Raw genomic sequence first — 19,119 nt, 5'->3', positions numbered from 1 at the left:
TGTAAAGTTAAAAAGAAAGTTCGAGTTTTACTACGGGGAGTTTCCACAGAACTATAAGAGGAATCTCTTATAATTCTTTGTTCTTTTAACAAAAATGATTGAATAATTGTTCAATATAAAATGAAATATTTCTTGTAATTTTATAGACTATATCCAAATTATATTAATTTTGGAATATAAGTACTGGAAACAATTACAAGATATTTTCAGTAAAAGCATAAACATGAACTTATCAGACAAAAGACATATTTATAAAATACTCTTTCTCTTTGTTTTTCTTTGCGCCTTATTGAATGTAAAGACGGCTGAGGCGGGAGGAAGTAATAAAGATTCTATTCCGTCGGACTCAATTATAAAAGTATCTGTTTATCCAACTTCCTCTAAAGAAAGAAGTGATATTTATAATAGTATATGGGGAAAACATTGCAGGGACTTGTATTATACACCTGTAACAGTTCCTATTCTTCCTACTACTAGATTAGAAAATATCACTATTGTCTCACATATCAAAGAATTAGGAGGAATATATGTGAGGGAAGAGAAAGGTAAAAGTTTTTTGATTAAGCCATTAGGAGGTTCTTCTGTTTTTTTGCAATCTGATTTTTTTCAAGAGATGTATCACAAGGCTGATTTCAAAGATACATATATGGATAAATTCATAGCAGATGCGTATACGATAATAAATCCTTATACTTTTCTAGTCTCAAATCATCTGGCCAAAGAGATTGATTTATATGTGAATAATCCTGAGTTGTATTATTTATCCTCATGCTCATTCTTAGATACTATTGTAGATGGGATTAAGGATCAAGGTCGGATAGCGAGTGTCGCTGAAATTCAATACGAAGAATTTAGCAGGCCTACAATATCTACAGATAGCTTATTAAGTCTTATAGAATCTTCGGGTAAAAATCTTGTAGATCAGCGATTATATATCAGAGAACGGCTTTTCGATATGCTGATAGGAGATTGGAATAAAATACCGGAAAATTGGCGCTGGCAACTTAGGGGTGAAAAATACGGAGATTTGTTTGAACCAATCGTGATAGATAGAAGCCATGCTTTTACAAGGGTTGAAGGTTTCATGTTTAAACAAATGTTGGATGTTTTGTCTTTGGGCTTTATCTCAAATTACGAAGGGGAGATAAAGAATGTGAAGCAATTCAATAAATTAGGCTTTTTTATGGATGTAGCTCTAACCTCCGGAACAGAAGAGTCTCTGTGGCAAGAAGAATCTATTTTGATTAAAAATAAATTGACTGATAGTGTGATAGACGATGCTTTCAACTGTTTGCCAGAAGAGATAAGGCATGCCAAAATTATTGACCAGTTTAAAGCTAGCCTGAAAGAAAGACGAAACGCAATAGATAATATAGCAAGCCGTTATTACAAGGAATTACAATATAATCCTCATATCAGAGCTACATCCGGAAATGATTCTGTATTTGTAAAAAAGTTACAAAAAGATAGTCTTGAAATAACGATATATAATAAGGATGATAAAGAGAATATTTTTTCTCATACATACACAAAAAGGAATACAAAAGAAATCTGGCTTTATGGACTGGATGGAGATGACTATTTCTCAGTGACGGGCGAAGCAGAAAACAATATTCCAGTATTTTTTATAGCAGGTAAAGGTGAAAGTAAGTTTGATATAAAAGATAAATCCAAAATCCGAATCTATGACTATAAGTCAAATAAGCTGCAAACCAACAAAACAAAGAATGCAAAAGTGATATTCACCTCTAACGAGGGTATTCTCGACTATAATTATCAAAAAACAAAATATCATACTGTCTCTTTTAGTCCGTGGGGTGTATATGATTCAGACTGGGGATTAAGTCTTGGAAGCTTTGTTTCTTTTACTCAATATGGACTCAATCAATCTCCTTTTTCGTATCAGCACAGAATTGGATACAATTACTTGAAAGGTTTTATGTATAAAGGAGTTTTCCCTAACTATAATGGAAAGACGACCTGGTATATTGATGCATTTATTGGTTCCCCTCAGAACTTTTCTAATTTCTTTGGATATGGTAACAATACAAGTGATTTTAAAGACGAGAAAAAGAATTACAATAGGGTAAGTGTTGGGCAATATTCTTTAACTCCGTCTTTGCAACAAACTATATCTCCCGATCAGAAGATGATATTTTCTTCAGGATTAGAAATTTTTAGAGTAAAAAAAGAAGAAGGACGTTATCTTAGTCTGCTATATGGCGATGATGATCCAATATTTCGGACTAAATATTTTCTGGATTTGAATATAGCTTATGAATTAGAAAAAATAGTATCGTCTTTCATGCCACGTTTTGCTTCAACACTTTCGGCTGGATGGAAAATGAATCTAAAAGAATCTGAACGAAATTTCCCTTATATGTTAGCAGATATTCAAGCTGATTTTGCATTAACTGATAGACTTACACTAGCTACAAATATAAAAGGGAAAGCATTGTTTAATAACAGATACGATTTCTATCATTCGGCTTCGACTGAGTTGAGAGGTTATCGCGATAGCCGCTTTATAGGACAATATTCTTTTTATCAATATTCCGATTTGAGGTTAGATATGGGGAAGCTTAAAAATCCATTTGCTCCTTTAAAGTACGGACTTTTTATCGGATCAGACTACGGACGAGTTTGGTATCCTGCCGAAGCTTCAAAAAAATGGCATATCTCTTATGGAGGAGGGGGATGGGTTACGATCTTAAATAAGGTAACGACAAAATATTCTTTTTTCGTTTCTGGAGATAGTTTTCGTTTTAGCTTTAATCTTGGACTAGGCTTTTAAAATAAGATGGAGTATTTTCAAATACTTCATTGCCAATAACTTTTTTTAACTCAAAAATCAAATCTGGCTTTTAACTTTCTTCCAAAACATTAGTCTTATAAAACAGTTAGTAACATTAAAAACAAAGAAGAGTATGAAAAAGATTGTAATAGTATTATTTGTTTCTCTATTCACAGTAAGTGGTATTTTTGCACAACAAAGACCAAAAAGAGAGAGATTGAAACCGGAAGATTTAGCGAAAAGACAAACAGAACTTTTGACAAAGGAACTGGGGTTGACAGAAGACCAAAAAGAGAAAATTTATGAGATAAATCTAAAGTTTGCTCAGCCAACAGAACAAGAAAAAGCTGAGAGAGCAGAAAGAGATAAACGTATAGAAGAATTTAAGAAACGTCATCAGGATAAAACAGAAAGTATAAATGCACTTTTAACTGATGATCAGAAGGCTAAGTTCGAAAAATATCAGAAAGATAGACAAAATAAAAAGCCGAGAGGAAACAGACCTCGTAAGTAATAGGTTAAATTGGTAGAAAAGATTGTTTGGTATTAGTGTAGGCTGAAATATATTCAGCCTACTTTTTTTTGGGAAAATTTCAGATAATAAAATAATGTATGTCAAAATAGGTAGCTACTAGATAATATGGAATTGAATAAAAAACTTAAAAAATAACGTCAAATGATTTTTTAACATTAATAGAATGAACAAAAATATTGTTTACTGGTTATAACGGGGTGTAGTTTTGTAAAAAGTTTGTGTTAAAGTTTGGGAAGTCTGCGATGTGATGTCGCGGACTTTTTATTTATCTTTGAACTATTGCATGCGGAAGCTGTTCTATTTATAAGAACAACTAAACATAATATCTATGAACACAGACAAACTCAAAAAGATTAAGGTCTTGGAAAACGGACCATATGAAGTATCAGGCAATATTCCATTGAATAAGGTTAAATTCATTTCAAATGATGTTGGAGCATCGTTGAAATATGCAGAAGTAGAGAAGTATCCCCTGCAAGAAACTTATCATTTGTGTCGATGTGGAAGGTCTAAGAATAAACCTTTCTGCGACGGATCACATTTAGACGGTTTTTCGGGTAAAGAAACTGCGAGCAAGCAAACTTATGAACAAATGGCTGAGTTTATCAAGGGGAAACATATTGATCTTCTCGATGCAGAAAAACTATGTGCCGTTGCTCGTTTTTGTGATACACACAATTCTACATGGAATCTTGTTGAAGAAGGTGATAGCGATAAGACTGACGAAATTGTAATTCAGCAATGTTGCGATTGTCCAAGTGGGCGTTTGACTGCTGTTACAAAAGATGGTAGAAAGATAGAACCGGACTTGCCTCAAGAGATTAGTGTCCTCGAAGATCCAGCAGCTTGTGTACATGGACCTATATGGATAAAAGGAGGAATCCCTATTGAGGATGCTCAGGGACGTCCTTATCCTGTCCGGAACAGAGTAACATTGTGCCGATGCGGTAAATCTCAGAATAAACCATTTTGTGATGCTCGTCATACAAAAAACTGGGGAGATATAGATGAATAAAAGTTTAACCTTCTGTAATTCGATAGAATAATAGGACTCTCTATTCATACAGTAAAAAAGTATCTCACTATATTTTAAGTAATGTAGTGAGATATTTCTTTATATCTTTACTAAATCAAAGAATGATTACGAAATGGAATTAAGAACAGTAAATGTAATGCGATATATAACCCCTTTGCGAGAAGGAGGTTCATTACCCGCCTTAGCTGAGGCTGATGATGGCTTTAAGTATGTTGTAAAGTTTAGAGGAGCCGGTCATGGAACTAAAATGTTGGTAAGTGAACTTATAGGAGGACTCGTTGCTCAGACTTTAGGTTTCAGAGTGGCGGAAATGGTTTTTGTCTACTTAGATGAAGCCTTTGGACGTACCGAAGGTGATGAAGAAATACAAGATCTTTTGCAGGCAAGTAAAGGTCTCAATCTAGGACTGCATTTTTTGTCTGGGGCATTAACGTTCGATCCGGTAGTTACTGTCCTAGATGAAAAGACTGCGTCTCAGATATTATGGATGGATGCACTGTTGACCAATGTAGATCGTACCACTAAAAATACAAATATGCTAATATGGCATAAAGAACTATGGCTGATCGATCATGGAGCGTCTCTTTATTTTCATCATTCATGGGTCAACTGGGAGAAATACGCATTAAGTCCTTTCCCTCAAGTAAAAGATCATGTCTTGTTATCTTATGCTACAAAGTTAGATGAAGTAGACAAAGAGTTTAAGAAAATATTGACAGACGAGAGAATTGAAGAAATCGTAAATCTTTTACCTGACGACTGGTTGCTTTGGAGCAGTGAAGATGAAACTCCTTCCGATATACGGCAAGTTTACATTAACTTTCTGAAAGAAAGATTAAAACACTCAGATATATTTATAAAAGAAGCACAACATGCAAGAGAATCACTTATATGAATATGCTGTTATTCGTGTTGTGCCAAAGGTTGAACGCGAAGAATTTTTTAATGTTGGAATTATTCTTTTTTCCAAAAGAAGTAGATATCTGAAATCAAGGTATTACTTAAATTTAGAAAAACTGAAACTATTTACTTCAGAACTTGATGCAGACTCTATCCTCGAAAACTTAGAGGTCTTTGATACGATCTGTTCTGGTAATAAGAAAGGTGGCTATATAGCTAGTTTAGATGTTGCAGAGCGCTTTCGTTGGTTAACAGCTGTACGTAGCACTTCTATACAGACATCTCGCCCACATGCCGGGTTGTCAAGTGACCTTGATGCTACTTTTGAAAAGCTATATACTGAACTAGTTCTTTGATTGTAAATAAAATAATTCATAAAAATAAAAGGTTGTCTGATCATCAGACAACCTTTTATCCTTAAAAACCTATCCTAATAACAAAACTCAAAACTTATTTAATTTCGATGGTTTTTACCTTATCTTCTATAGCTTTATCTTTCTTAGGTAATGAGATTGATAAAATACCATCTTTTTGAGCAGCCTCTATATTTTCTGTATCTATATTATCCGGAATAGTAAATATACGTTCGAATGAAGATTTCTTGAATTCGCGGCGTAATATTTTTTCATTTTCGCCTTTTTCTTCATTTTCTACTTCGGTATGAGCAGAAATGTTTAATATGTTTTTCTCTATTGCAATCTTAATATCTTCTTTATTGAATCCAGGTATAGATACTTCGATGTTAAAGGCTTTGTCTGTTTCAGTTACATTTGTCGCAGGAAGATCCCCTTCAAAGAAATTGTTGAACAAATCATCATTAAAATAATGATTAAAAAAAGTAGGGAAAAATCTTCCGCTTCTGTCAAATTTTCTAAGTTGATTTTTCATAACTCTTTCCTCCTTAAATTTAATTTTGTTCGGTTTGTTTATTCTATTATTTCTAATTTGTTTTCTATATGTAGAATTGCAAATAGTGTGCAAAAGTGCCTAGTTGTCAGTTTAATAAAGGTTAAAAAAGGATTCAATATTGATGAAAGTAGGATAAATATTCAGTAAGGAAGAATCTGATTAATGAAAAGAGAGAAATAGATTTCTGCCAATATGTCTCTGATGGAATCAATATTTATCAACAAAAAAGAGTAGTCCAATAAAGGACTACTCTTTTATATCAAAAGTTCTTTTTTAGACGAATATTAGATTGCTCCGTTTTCTTTAAGAACAGCATTGGTCTTATGTACAGCAGCTGCAGAAGCTTCGAATTTCTCTTTTTCTTCAGCAGTTAATTTAAGGTCGATAATTCTTTCCCATCCATTTTTACCTAATACAACAGGTACACCGATGCAAATGTCATTTTGTCCATATTCTCCTTCTAGAGACACACAACAAGGAATAACTTTCTTCTGATCGTGCAAGATAGATTCAACTACCGCAGCACCAGCAGCACCCGGAGCGTACCAAGCAGAAGTACCTAATAGACCTGTTAGTGTAGCACCACCTACCATAGTGTCAGCCACTACTTTGTCTTGAGCTTCTTTAGAAAGTAATTCTGATACAGGAATACCTTTGTATGTAGCTAAACGAATAACAGGAATCATAGTAGTATCTCCGTGTCCACCGATCACCATACCCTCTACTTCGTTAGGGTTGCATCCTAGAGCTTGGCTCAAATAATATTTGAAACGAGAACTGTCTAGAGCACCTCCCATACCGATAACACGATTTTTAGGAAGACCAGTAACTTTAGACGCAAGATAAGTCATTGTATCCATAGGATTTGAAATAATCACAAGGATAGCATTAGGTGAATATTTAAGAACATTTTCAGCAACGCTTTTTACAATGCCGGCATTAACACCGATTAGTTCTTCTCTGGTCATGCCAGGTTTGCGAGGAATACCAGAAGTAATAACAACCACATCAGAATCAGCAGTAGCAGCATAATCATTAGTCACCCCTTTGATACGAGAATCGAAGCCCAATAGTTGAGCAGTTTGATTCATATCAATTGCTTTTCCTTCCGAAACGCCTTCTTTCACATCTAACATTATTACTTCATCGGCGATTTCTTTAAATGCAAGAACATTTGCACATGTAGCACCAACGTTTCCGGCACCTACAACTGTTACTTTAGACATAATATTTTCTTTATTTAGATTAATAATTTAAAATTCAGCGTTATTTGGCATTATAATAAACAGTTTGTAACCAATAAGATCAAAACATAGCTTGCAACTGTTAAAACTCTAACAAATGTACATGCTTATTCCGAGAAAAAGAAGATTAATATGAGCAAATTTGAATGTAATTATTAAAAAAAGCGAAAGCCTTCCTGCTCTTTGCTTTAAATGCCTAAAAACATTTATATTTGTAGTCGCATAATTTTTTGATAAAAATGAGTACAGAGCAAAAGAATAATACTAAGATATTTATTGTTGTTATCGGAATTCTCCTAATTGGAATAGCCGTAGCGGGGTATTTTATTTTCAGCCAGAAAAGTCAGATTGATGTTTTACAAGAAGAGACCAATTTGAATAAAAAACAGCTTGAAGACGAGTATGAAAATCTTGCTGTTCAGTATGAAGGTTTTAAATTAAATATAAAGAATGACTCTTTGTTGCAGAGATTGACTAATGAGCAAACAAAAGTTCAACGACTATTAGAAGAATTGAAAACAGTAAAAGCTGATAATCAGAGCGAAATATCTCGTCTGAATAAGGAACTAGCAAGCTTGCGTAAGATACTGAAATCATATATTGTTCAAATAGACTCATTGAACAGAGCTAATGAACAGTTGAAAAAAGAGAAAAAGGAAATTACCACTAAATACGAACAAGCTACTCATACTTTAAATCAAGTTTCGCAAGAAAAAGAAAACTTGACGGAAAAAGTAACGTTAGCCTCTAAGCTCGATGCTTCAGGTATTAGTATACAGGCAACTAATAGTAAAGGTAAAGTTCAGAAAAAGATTAAAAAAGTAGAACAACTTGTTCTTAATTTTACGATTACTAAAAATATAACGGCAGAACCGGGAGAACGTACTATCTATGTGCGTATAATGAAGCCGGATAATGATGTGTTGACCAAAAGTCGGACGAATGTTTTCCCTTTCGAGAATAAGGATATAAATTATTCGATGAAAAAGATTATTGAGTATGGAGGGGAGGAAATGCCTGTTACAATGTATTGGATTGTAGAGGAATACTTAATGCCAGGAGAATATCGTGTTGATATATTTGCTGATGGTAATCGTATTGGAATGAAATCATTCACGATGGAAGACTAATGCAGATCGTAGAAGCTCCCAAAGATTATATTTTTGTAATAAGGTCTCTCGCAGATAGAATTTGGCCTCATACCTTTCGTGATATCTTGAGTGAAAAGCAGATTGCTTACATGATGGATATGATGTATAGCATTAGTTTTTTAGAACAACAGATGGATAATGGGCATCATTATCTGTTGTTACGAGAAAATGATGAATATCTTGGTTATTTATCTTACGAACTGAATTATAAAAACTCAAATCTGACAAAAATTCATAAAATATATATCCTACCTTCACTTCAGGGTAAAGGGTTAGGACGTCTCTTTATCAATGCAGTAAAGGAAGTTGCGATACAGAATAATAATGCAGGGCTTTCTTTGAATGTTAACCGATATAATAAAGCAATCGAATTTTACACTCGCGTAGGTTTCAATATTGTAGGGAGTGAAGATATTGATATTGGCGACGGATTTCTGATGGAAGACTATATAATGAATCTAAAAATAGAATAAGTGAATTATTATATATGAAAAGACCACTTTGATTTATAAGGTGGTCTTTTTTTGTTAAAATATGACCAAATATTACATAAGATATACTGCTGAAAAAGGGATAATTAAGACTTAAAGAGTTATATTTGTATCTTAAAATTAAACTAAAATTTGTATTATGAAACCAACCTTGTATGTGTTAGCTGCCGGAATGGGAAGCCGTTATGGTAGTTTGAAGCAAATTGATGGACTTGGACCGAATGGCGAAACGATTATGGATTATTCGATCTATGATGCACTTAGAGCCGGATTCGGGAAAATAGTATTTGTTATCAGAAAGTCTTTTGATAAAGAATTTCGTGAGAAAATTATTTCTAAATACGAAAAACATATTCCGGTAGAAGTAGTATACCAAGAGTTAGATAATCTGCCAGAAGGCTTTGCCTTAGACCCTGAGAGGCAAAAACCTTGGGGAACAAATCATGCAGTAATGATGGCAAAAGATGTTATTAATGAGCCTTTTGCGGTTATAAATGCAGATGACTTCTATGGTCGCGAAAGCTATGATATCTTAGCAAAACAATTGATGGAGATGAACGGTACCGAAAATCATTATTGTATGGTAGGATATCGTTTGAATAACACTTTGTCAGAAAGTGGAGCTGTAGCTCGTGGTGTTTGTGAGACAGATGAAAAAAGCTTTTTGAAGAGTGTGGTTGAACGTACACATATCGAGCGTAAGGATGGAAAAATACAATACAAAGATGCTGAAAACTATTGGTACGAGTTACCTGAAACAGCTCCGGTGTCGATGAATATGTGGGGATTTACACCTGATTATTTTGAACATTCCGAGAAGTATTTTGTTAAATTCTTAGAGGCTAATGTTGGTAATCATAAGGCTGAATATTTTATTCCTTTGATGGTTGACCACCTTATTATTAATAATATAGCTGATGTTAAAGTTCTGGATACTCCTTCAAAATGGTTTGGAGTAACTTATGCCGAAGATAGAGCGGGAGTAGTCGATAAATTGAAAAACTTGGTAGAAAAAGGAGAATATCCATCACCTCTATGGAAATAATCTATAGGACTGATTTTCTATTTATTTTACAAGCTTATATCATATAAAATTGCTACTTTTGTGTACTAAAGAATGGTTATCTATTCACAAATTTAAATATTAAATATAAACTCAAAAAAACAATGGTTAATTACAAAGACTTAGGTTTGGTAAACACAAGAGATATGTTTGCTAAGGCTGTTGAAGGCGGATACGCTATTCCTGCTTTTAACTTTAATAATATGGAGCAACTTCAGGCTATTATTTCTGCAGCTTCTGAAACAAAATCTCCAGTTATTCTTCAAGTATCTAAAGGAGCTCGTGAATATGCAAATCCTATTTTGTTGCGTTATATGGCTCAAGGAGCAGTAGAATATGCAAAAAGTCTTGGTTGGGAAAAACCACAAATCGTACTTCACCTAGACCATGGTGACTCTTTCGAAACTTGTAAATCTTGTATCGATTCAGGTTTCTCTTCTGTTATGATTGACGGTTCTCACCTTCCATACGAAGAAAACATAGCTCTTACTAAGAAAGTTGTTGAATATGCACATCAATTTGATGTAACAGTAGAAGGCGAACTAGGAGTATTAGCAGGTGTTGAAGATGATGTTGTTGCAGAACACCATACATATACAAGACCAGAAGAAGTGGTAGACTTTGCTACAAGAACTGGTTGTGATTCTCTAGCTATTTCAATAGGTACATCTCATGGAGCTAATAAATTTACTCCAGAACAATGTACAAGAGACGCTAACGGCATGTTAGTTCCTCCTCCATTACGTTTTGATATCCTAGAAGCAATTGAAAAAGAACTTCCTGGATTCCCTATCGTTCTTCACGGAGCATCTTCTGTTCCTCAAGAAGAAGTAGCTACTATCAATAAATATGGCGGTGCCTTGAAGGATGCTATCGGTATTCCTGAAGAGCAACTTCGTAGAGCAGCTAAATCAGCTGTTTGCAAAATCAATATTGACTCTGATAGCCGTCTAGCTATGACTGCTGCAATTCGTGAAGTATTTGCTACAAAACCAGCTGAATTCGACCCTCGTAAATATTTAGGCCCAGCTCGTGAAAGTGCAAAAAAACTATACAAACACAAAATTCAAGAAGTGCTTGGTAGTGAAGGAAAAGCTCTTTAATTAGAGTTTAAAACAGTAAACTAAATAAAGTTTATATAAAAAGAGAGATGATCAATTGGTCGTCTCTCTTTTCTTTGTATCCGTTGTGAAAATATTCTAAGAATACTTTTGGTAATTATTCTTTTTATAGAAATAAATATACAAACAGTCTCGTATATTCTATAAAACAATAAAGACTTCAATATACAATTGAAGTCTTTATTGTTTTATGTTTGTTTTGTCGGATAGCTGCTCTGTTTATTTAGCTACTCTTTCCAACCATTTTATCATGAATAGCATCATAAACATAGAAGCTACACATGCTCCAATAAATACAGACCATGTGATAGTTAATGATGTGCTTACATACAAAATAACACCCACTTGACATAATTTGTTACCTAGAGCTGTAGCTCCTAACCAACAACCTTGCATCAAACCTTGTAGTTTTGGCGGTGCAACTTTAGATACGAAAGATAAGCCTAGAGGACTGATAAACAATTCAGCCACTGTTAGGATAAAGTATGTGCCAAATAATAAAAGAGGTGTTACCCTCTGTGCATCTTCCAGTCCACCCATTGCTTCAACTTCACTTGAGTTAGGTAGTCCCATTGATCCTAAAGTCATAACTACATAAGCAATAGCTGCAACTCCCATACCGATTGCAATTTTTCGTGGAGCGCTAAGCTCTATATTTTTTGTTTTCAACCAACCTAAAATACCAAGCATGACAGGTGTAAGTAGAACTACAAAAAGAGGATTTATGGTTTGAAATAATTCAGCACCTTCTATTGAGACTAAACCAAAGATATTAATCTTTAATGCGCTAAGGTCTGTATATTGTTGTGCAAAGTAGGTAAGAGTGAGTCCATTTTGATGGAATGAGAACCAAAAGAAGATAACAACAGCAAAAACAGCAAATAATGCATAAAGGCGTTGTTTAACTTCGTTTGCAGACATTTCGATTTCTTCCTTTCTATCTGTAGAATTTGCATCAATAGCTTGTTTTTTCGCAGGGTCTGGAAAAGTCTTTTTATTGATTATATATACAGTTAGAGAAATAAGCATTGCTACTACAGCAATAGCAAAAGCATATTGATAACCTCTATTGAATACATCTAGATAACTATTCACAAAAGTAGCCATGTCAGCTGGTACACCCCCAAGACTTACTTTAGCCGCCAATTCACTTAATCTAGCAGAAGCCTCAGGGGAAAGGCTGTTTTCTAGATATCCATGACATAAAGCAGGAAGGTCAGCTTCATAAGCAAAGTTATTTGTCTTTAGCCATAAATTGCGAGCTGCAACAGCAAAGATTGGAGCGAATATAGCGCCTATATTGATAAACATGTAGAATAAAGAGAAACCGGAATCACGCATTTTACTGTATTTCTCATTATCATACATTTGTCCAACCAAAGCTTGTAAATTACCTTTAAATAAACCATTGCCAAAAGCAATTAAACCTAATGCCAGGTAGGTCAGCTTGATGTAAAGATCTTTATTCGGAACTGGTGTTGGGGTAGGGAATGCCAATACAACGTAACCTAATGCCATCATGATAATTCCTATCATAATAACACCTTTGTACTTCTTTGTAGCATCTGCAATAATACCTCCGACTAATGCTAATAGGTATATGAAAAAGTAGAAAGTCGTAAATATACTTCCTGCTCCTTCTTTGTCTAACCCATACTTAGACATAAGGAATAAGGTTAGTATAGCCATCATTACATAGAAGCCGAATCGTTCCCCCATGTTTGATAATGAGGCTGCTAGTAAGCCTTTTGGATGATTTTTAAACATGAAATTTAATTTAAGATTATTATTAATTTGTTTATTTTATGATCGTTAAATTCAAAGCATACAAAAATAAGAAAATACAGTAATAAATAGCTCTATTTAGATATATTAAAGAACATATAAATTACTGTACTATTTATTTTTATGTGAAATTTTATTTATACTTCGTCTTCTTCTATGACAAGATTGTCAATAATAAACTCTTGTCTTTCCGGCGTGTTTTTTCCCATATAGAAGTTTAGCATATTACTCACAGAATCCTCTTTCTTCATTGTAACTCTGTCGAGTCTAATATCTTTTCCTATGAAGTGACGGAATTCGTCAGGAGAGATTTCACCCAACCCTTTGAAACGAGTAATTTCCGGATTAGGTTTTAACTTCTCAATGGCATTAATACGTTCCTCTTCCGTGTAACAGTATATAGTCTCCTTTTTATTTCTTACGCGGAATAAAGGGGTTTGAAGAATGTAAACATGATTCTTCTTTATCAGGTCAGGGAAGTATTGTAAGAAAAATGTAAGTAACAGCAAGCGAATGTGCATACCATCAGTATCGGCATCGGTTGCTATAATTATTTTATTATATCGTAATCCATCTAATCCGTCTTCGATGTTTAGAGCAGCTTGGAGCAAATTAAACTCTTCGTTTTCATATACAATCTTTTTGGTCAATCCAAAACTGTTGAGAGGTTTACCTCTAAGACTGAATACTGCCTGTAAATTAGGATTTCTACTTTTTGTTATAGAACCACTTGCAGAGTCTCCCTCCGTTATGAAAATAGATGTCTCATCCAGATTGTCACCTTTGCTGTCGTTATAATGGATACGGCAATCACGAAGCTTTTTATTATGAAGATTTGCTTTTTTTGCACGTTCACGAGCAAGTTTCGTTACTCCGGCAATAGCCTTGCGTTCTTTTTCAGATTCAAGAATCTTTTTTAGTAAGATCTCAGCTGTATCAGTATGTTTATGTAGATAATTATCTAATTCTTTCTTTAAGAAGTCCCCTATAAATTTTTGTACAGAAGGGCCTTCTGGACCCATATCTTTTGAACCTAATTTTGTTTTAGTTTGAGATTCGAATACAGGTTCTTCAACTTTGATACTGACTGCAGCTACAATTCCACTACGTATATCTGCATAATCGAAGTTCTTATTATAAAATTCTTTTATAACACGAGAAAGAGATTCTCTGAACGCTGATTGGTGTGTACCGCCTTGTGTGGTATGTTGACCATTTACAAAAGAGTAATATTCTTCTCCATATTGATCGGAATGAGTAATAACAACTTCTATATCTGTGTCCTTTAGATGAATGATAGGATACAGAGCTTCGGTGGTCATATTCTCATTTAATAGATCTACCAATCCATTTTTGGAGAAGAATTTTTTACCATTATATACTATAGTTAATCCAGTGTTTAGGAAAACATAGTTTTTTAGAAGGCTTTCTACATAGTCGTCGCGAAAAGCATATTCCCCAAACACTGTTTCGTCAGGGATGAATTTGATTAAAGTACCATTATCTTCGGTTGCACCGGTGATCGGTTCTTCTCTCGTAACAATAGCTTTACTATATTCAACAGCAGTAGTTTGTCCTTCTCTGAAACTTTGTATGTAGAATAATTTAGATAAGGCATTAACAGCTTTGATACCAACTCCATTCAGACCAACAGACTTTTTAAATGCTTTGGAGTCATATTTAGCACCCGTATTCATTTTGGAAGATATATCCTTCACTTTTCCCAGTGGAACACCACGACCATGGTCGCGTACAGAGACAGATCCATCTTGAATAGTAATATCAATCGTTTTACCAAAACCCATCATGTACTCATCAATTGAGTTGTCCAAGACTTCTTTAAGTAAAACGTAAATACCATCATCTGCCGAAGTTCCATTGCCCAATTTCCCAATATACATACCGGGACGACGACGGATATGCTCTTGCCAGTCGAGGGTTTTTATATCATCATCAGAGTAATTGACTTCAGGTAACTTAATATTCTCTTCCATGTATTCGTTTAAAACTCCTATCTTTTATATTATAAATGTTTTCTGTATGCTCTACGTATTTTATGATTTTCGGCATCAAAGCCATCCCAAAGGGAAACCATTTTGTTGTTCATTTCTAATTCAGGATTACTCTCTGCGTACTTAAAGCCAGACTTATATGCAGCAGGAATAAAGTTGCTAAATATAAGGGCGTTCACTCCTTTTCCTTGATATTCAGGAGCAACACCCATGAGCATTAAATCCAGTGTGGGATTTCCTTTGTTTCTTAAAGCCTTTAATAGATGAAACCATCCGAAAGGGAATAATTTCCCTCTTGATTTTTGCAGCGCAGCTGAGAGGCTAGGGATTCCTATCCCAAATCCTACAACTTCGTCTGTCTCCTCTTTAATTATAATTTGCACTATATCCCAACGTAGCAAAGGGACATACATCTTTACATAATGGTCTATTTGTCTTTGGGTTAGTGGTGAAAAACCATATAAGGGTTTATAAGCTTCATTTAGGCATTGGAATAGTTTACTAACATATGGTTTAACTTGGCTATATCCTTCGAATTTCAGTACTTTCAAACCAAAACGATTTGCAACTATATTAGCAATACGTTGGTGTCTTTCAGGTACCTCGCTTGGAACGGGAATGATGAACTCTTTCCAGTCAGCATCTTTGGTATAACCTAAACGTTCTATCTGGGTTTCATAATATGGGTAACTGTATTTTGTAGCCATTGTTGAAACCTTATCGAATCCTTTAATCAGTAAACCCTCAGGATCCAAATCTGTAAAACCCATTGGTCCTATGATAGAGAACATGCCTTTTGCTTTGGCCCATTTATGTGCTGCATCAAATAAGGCATCTACGACCTCATTGTCATCAATAAAATCAACAAAACTGAATCGGGCTTCTTGTTTATCCCATGTCTTGTTTGCATTCTTGTTGATTATTGCGGCAATCCTACCAACTATTTTATTGTCTCTATAGGCAAGGAATAGTTGCATTTCGCAAAAATCAAAAGCTGGATTTTTTTTAGTATCCAACGTGTCTAACTCGTCAAGAATTAGTGAAGGGACATAATAAGGATTGTCTTTATATAATTCTATAGGGAATTTGACGAATGCCTTTTTTAAAGATTTATCTGTATCTTTTACTTCTTTGATGATTACAGCCATACTAGGTTGAAATAAATACTATCGTTTATATATAAGTTAAATTGCAAAGATAATAATTTTTATTTCTTATTATCTGTTGTAGATTATATGTGGAATCTGAATTTTATGATAGGTCATATTACCAAATAAAATCATTTTCAGACACTATATAATCCATTTTTATATCATTTGCTTCTACTGGAATTTTATCTAATAATTGGAACTCAAAACAAATCCCCATTTTAGGAGCGTCTACATCTTTTAAGAATCGGTCATAGAATCCTTTGCCTCTCCCTAGTCTGTTCTTGTTGCGGTCGAAGGCTACTCCAGGAATAATTATAAGATCGATTGACTTATAATCAGTGAAATTATCTCCTGTTGGTTCCCATACTCCGTAATCAGATTTCTCTAATAAAGAAGAAGATATATATTTTTTAAAGAAAAGATCATCGCCAGAAACTACTGGTAGATAGAAGTTTTTTTCATTCTTCCAACGATCAATGAAATCCAGTGTTTGAACCTCATCATTCATTCCGTTGTATATAAGTATGTTTTTTGCACTTTGGAATATTCCTGTTATTTCGATAACAGATTGTACTTCTGTAGATCGGATTACAAGTTCTTCATTGGTATAGCTTTTCTTTAGTGCTTCTACTTTTTTGCGTAATAGTTTCTTTTCTTCTTGTATTTTACTCATGCTTGATAAATAATAATGACGCTAAATAGAATATCTAGCGTCATTAATTTATTTGTATTTCTCTTCTCTTATTGCTTGAGGGGTTACTTTACCCTCTTTGATCAGTTTCACAGCCTCTTTGATCATTAAATCGTCTTTTTGGAATAAAGGATAGAAGCCCTCATCTCCATAGATGTTTCTGATGATAAAAGAAACCAGTTGACTTTGCAAAAGACTTCTTGATTCTTCAATCAGATAAGGACGTTTACGTATTCCTTTTGTATTTGCATAATCAGCCAATAGATCAACTAATGGTTGCTGTTCTAAATATTTAGCTGCTTCTTGCCAAGACTTGAAGCTTTCTATTTTTTCTCTATTATTGTCAGTGTATGTAAATGCATATTCGCGAAGTGTTCCACTATTTGCTACTCTTAAGTAGTATGAGTTAACACCTACAGTATCGCGAGGAATAAATACATCAGCCAGAACTCCATCGTCTCCATATACAGGTCTTCCCGCTTTAGTATGGAACAAAGGAAGATTATCTACTTTTATACTATCTCTGTAATCAAACTCTCCACGGTTGTATCTGTTGATGATATCCATATCATAATCTGTTCTGTCGCCTTTAGTATATGCTTTTTGAATGCATCTGCCCGAAGGTGTATGGTAGCGGGCTATCGTCAATTGTAAGGCAGAACCATCTTTGAAGACATGGCGGCTCTGAACTAATCCTTTTCCGAAAGAACGTCGGCCAACAATTAAACCTCTGTCATGATCTTGCATAGCGCCTGCGAAAATTTCACTTGCCGAGGCACTCCCTTCATCTATAAGAACAACGAGAGGAATATCCTTACAAGAGCCATTTCCATCAGCAACAATATCTTCTCTAGGGTATGCACGCCCTTCGGTATATACAATCAGATCTCCTGCCGACAAAAACTCATTCGAAAGGGCTCTCGCTATTTCAAGGTATCCGCCAGTGTTCTGCTGTAAATCTATAATGAAAGATTTGCAGCCTTGTTTTTGAAGTTTTGCAATGGCAGAAATGAACTCGTTGTATGTTGTTCCTCCAAATTTAGTGATCTTTATATAGCCAATATTCTTGTCCAAAACATATGATGCAGGGACTGTTTTTACAGGAACGTCGGCACGGGTAACATCAAAAGTAAGTATCTCTTTACTATTACCTCTTTTGATTCCAAGTTTTACTTTGGTGTCTTTTTTTCCTCTAAGATTCTTAAATATTTTCTCTTCGCTGATACCATTACCTGCAAAAAGACTGTCATTTACGTATACCAGTCTATCTCCCGGTATTATACCTATTGCTTCAGAAGGTCCTCCCGGTATTACGTTAACGATTGCAACTGTATCGTTTTGAATAATAAATTCCACCCCGATTCCGCTGAAATGACCATCCAGTTCGTCTCCGCTCAAAGCCATGTTTTCAGCCGAAATATAGGTAGAGTGGGGGTCAAGTCCTGCAATTATAGTAGGGATGGCACTTTCAACCAAATCATCGACATTGACAGTGTCAACATACGCTTTGTTGATGTAGTCGAAAATTGTCTCAATCTTATCATTGGAGCCTCCTTTTATAAATCTCTTTACGGGAGAGAATAGCGAAGAATTGCTTGAAAAAGAAGAAAAAGCGTTTCCTATCAAGATTCCTGCAGCAATACTTATCGCTATACATAGAGGTAACCAAATGTATACTTTTTTCATTTTGTTTTCTTGTCTATATTATTCTTCAGTTTCGTCTATTTCGATGTAGCAAACTTCAATGCCAGCACGGACTAATAATGATGCTCCATCAGTACGTCTGTATTTCTGACTGTAAACAACTCTTTTAATTCCTGCTTGAATAATGAGTTTAGCACATTCAATGCAAGGAGACGTTGTTACGTACATCGTAGCTCCCATGCTACTATTGTGTGAGCATGCAACTTTTGTTATAGCATTTGCTTCAGCATGTAGTACATAGGGTTTTGTTTCATTATTTTCGTCTTCGCAAACATTTTCGAATCCGGAAGGAGTTCCATTGTAGCCATCAGATATTATCATTTTATCTTTGACTATAAGGGCTCCTACTTTTCGGCGAATGCAATATGAATTTTCAGCCCAGATCTTAGCCATGCGCATATATCGCTCGTCCAATAGACGCTGTTTATCTTCGGTCATAAAATATTAATTTTTAGCATGACAAAGATAATGAAAAGTTCACTAGTAATAATCTGCGAAGCTGTTTTTTATCAATGGCTATAAAGATACCAAA

Annotated in this window: 17 protein-coding genes; 9 read left to right on the top strand and 8 right to left on the bottom strand. The window is 34.6% G+C overall.

Going from position 1 to position 19,119, the window contains the following annotated elements:
• Window positions 1-223 precede the first annotated feature (223 nt).
• The 5 genes from DHU68_RS07670 (at window position 224) to DHU68_RS07650 (ending at window position 5,621) form a co-directional block, all read left to right on the top strand.
• Window positions 224-2,794, top strand: a complete 2,571-nt coding sequence (locus tag DHU68_RS07670; RefSeq protein WP_160111102.1) for a hypothetical protein — start codon at window positions 224-226, stop codon at window positions 2,792-2,794.
• A gap of 133 nt (window positions 2,795-2,927) precedes the next feature.
• Entirely contained in the window at window positions 2,928-3,308 is a 381-nt protein-coding gene (locus DHU68_RS07665) for a DUF4890 domain-containing protein (protein WP_108822389.1), read from the top strand.
• A gap of 349 nt (window positions 3,309-3,657) precedes the next feature.
• The gene (locus tag DHU68_RS07660; protein WP_108822388.1) at window positions 3,658-4,344 is read left to right on the top strand and encodes a CDGSH iron-sulfur domain-containing protein; all 687 of its coding nucleotides are present in this window, start codon (window positions 3,658-3,660) and stop codon (window positions 4,342-4,344) included.
• A gap of 133 nt (window positions 4,345-4,477) precedes the next feature.
• The gene (locus DHU68_RS07655; RefSeq protein ID WP_108822387.1) at window positions 4,478-5,260 is read left to right on the top strand and encodes a HipA family kinase; all 783 of its coding nucleotides are present in this window, start codon (window positions 4,478-4,480) and stop codon (window positions 5,258-5,260) included.
• Window positions 5,238-5,621, top strand: a complete 384-nt coding sequence (locus DHU68_RS07650; RefSeq protein WP_108822386.1) for a DUF3037 domain-containing protein — start codon at window positions 5,238-5,240, stop codon at window positions 5,619-5,621. The genes DHU68_RS07655 and DHU68_RS07650 overlap by 23 nt, the downstream gene beginning before the upstream one ends.
• Window positions 5,622-5,715: 94 nt before the next feature.
• Here DHU68_RS07650 and DHU68_RS07645 read toward each other — a convergent pair whose 3' ends face one another.
• Together DHU68_RS07645 and mdh are read right to left on the bottom strand one after the other, a co-directional pair.
• Window positions 5,716-6,153, bottom strand: coding sequence for an Hsp20/alpha crystallin family protein (locus tag DHU68_RS07645; protein ID WP_108822385.1), 438 nt, complete (start codon window positions 6,151-6,153; stop codon window positions 5,716-5,718).
• 305 nt (window positions 6,154-6,458) lie between these two features.
• Window positions 6,459-7,400 (bottom strand): malate dehydrogenase, encoded by a 942-nt coding sequence (gene mdh, locus DHU68_RS07640; RefSeq protein WP_108822384.1) that lies wholly within the window; start codon window positions 7,398-7,400, stop codon window positions 6,459-6,461.
• 257 nt (window positions 7,401-7,657) lie between these two features.
• Between mdh and DHU68_RS07635 the strand changes: the two genes are divergently transcribed.
• From DHU68_RS07635 to DHU68_RS07620, 4 genes are all read left to right on the top strand, one after another.
• On the top strand, window positions 7,658-8,548 hold the full coding sequence (locus tag DHU68_RS07635; protein WP_108822383.1) for a hypothetical protein: 891 nt from the start codon (window positions 7,658-7,660) through the stop codon (window positions 8,546-8,548).
• Window positions 8,548-9,042 (top strand): GNAT family N-acetyltransferase, encoded by a 495-nt coding sequence (locus DHU68_RS07630; RefSeq protein ID WP_108822382.1) that lies wholly within the window; start codon window positions 8,548-8,550, stop codon window positions 9,040-9,042. The genes DHU68_RS07635 and DHU68_RS07630 overlap by 1 nt, the downstream gene beginning before the upstream one ends.
• A gap of 157 nt (window positions 9,043-9,199) precedes the next feature.
• Window positions 9,200-10,105 carry a sugar phosphate nucleotidyltransferase gene (locus DHU68_RS07625; RefSeq protein ID WP_108822381.1) on the top strand — a complete coding sequence of 302 codons (906 nt, stop codon included), beginning with the start codon at window positions 9,200-9,202 and terminating at the stop codon, window positions 10,103-10,105.
• 122 nt (window positions 10,106-10,227) lie between these two features.
• Complete coding sequence (locus DHU68_RS07620) at window positions 10,228-11,226, top strand: class II fructose-bisphosphate aldolase (RefSeq protein ID WP_108822380.1); 999 nt, start codon at window positions 10,228-10,230, stop codon at window positions 11,224-11,226.
• 237 nt (window positions 11,227-11,463) lie between these two features.
• Here DHU68_RS07620 and DHU68_RS07615 read toward each other — a convergent pair whose 3' ends face one another.
• The 6 genes from DHU68_RS07615 to DHU68_RS07590 all read right to left on the bottom strand — a co-directional run bounded on the left by DHU68_RS07615 (window position 11,464) and on the right by DHU68_RS07590 (window position 19,025).
• Complete coding sequence (locus DHU68_RS07615; RefSeq protein WP_108822379.1) at window positions 11,464-13,011, bottom strand: peptide MFS transporter; 1,548 nt, start codon at window positions 13,009-13,011, stop codon at window positions 11,464-11,466.
• A 155-nt stretch (window positions 13,012-13,166) separates the two neighbouring features.
• Complete coding sequence (locus DHU68_RS07610) at window positions 13,167-15,023, bottom strand: DNA topoisomerase IV subunit B (RefSeq protein ID WP_108822378.1); 1,857 nt, start codon at window positions 15,021-15,023, stop codon at window positions 13,167-13,169.
• Between the two features lie 29 nt (window positions 15,024-15,052).
• On the bottom strand, window positions 15,053-16,189 hold the full coding sequence (locus DHU68_RS07605; RefSeq protein ID WP_108822377.1) for a hypothetical protein: 1,137 nt from the start codon (window positions 16,187-16,189) through the stop codon (window positions 15,053-15,055).
• Window positions 16,190-16,307: 118 nt separating this feature from the next.
• Window positions 16,308-16,865 (bottom strand): 5-formyltetrahydrofolate cyclo-ligase, encoded by a 558-nt coding sequence (locus DHU68_RS07600; RefSeq protein WP_108822376.1) that lies wholly within the window; start codon window positions 16,863-16,865, stop codon window positions 16,308-16,310.
• Between the two features lie 48 nt (window positions 16,866-16,913).
• Window positions 16,914-18,569: a S41 family peptidase gene (locus tag DHU68_RS07595; RefSeq protein WP_108822375.1), complete on the bottom strand. Its 1,656-nt coding sequence runs from the start codon at window positions 18,567-18,569 to the stop codon at window positions 16,914-16,916.
• Between the two features lie 18 nt (window positions 18,570-18,587).
• Window positions 18,588-19,025, bottom strand: a complete 438-nt coding sequence (locus DHU68_RS07590) for a dCMP deaminase family protein (protein ID WP_108822374.1) — start codon at window positions 19,023-19,025, stop codon at window positions 18,588-18,590.
• Window positions 19,026-19,119 lie beyond the last annotated feature (94 nt).

The organism is Dysgonomonas sp. Marseille-P4361 (assembly GCF_900343125.1).
Taxonomy (GTDB): domain Bacteria; phylum Bacteroidota; class Bacteroidia; order Bacteroidales; family Dysgonomonadaceae; genus Dysgonomonas.
This window is presented reverse-complemented; position numbering and strand designations above follow the sequence as displayed.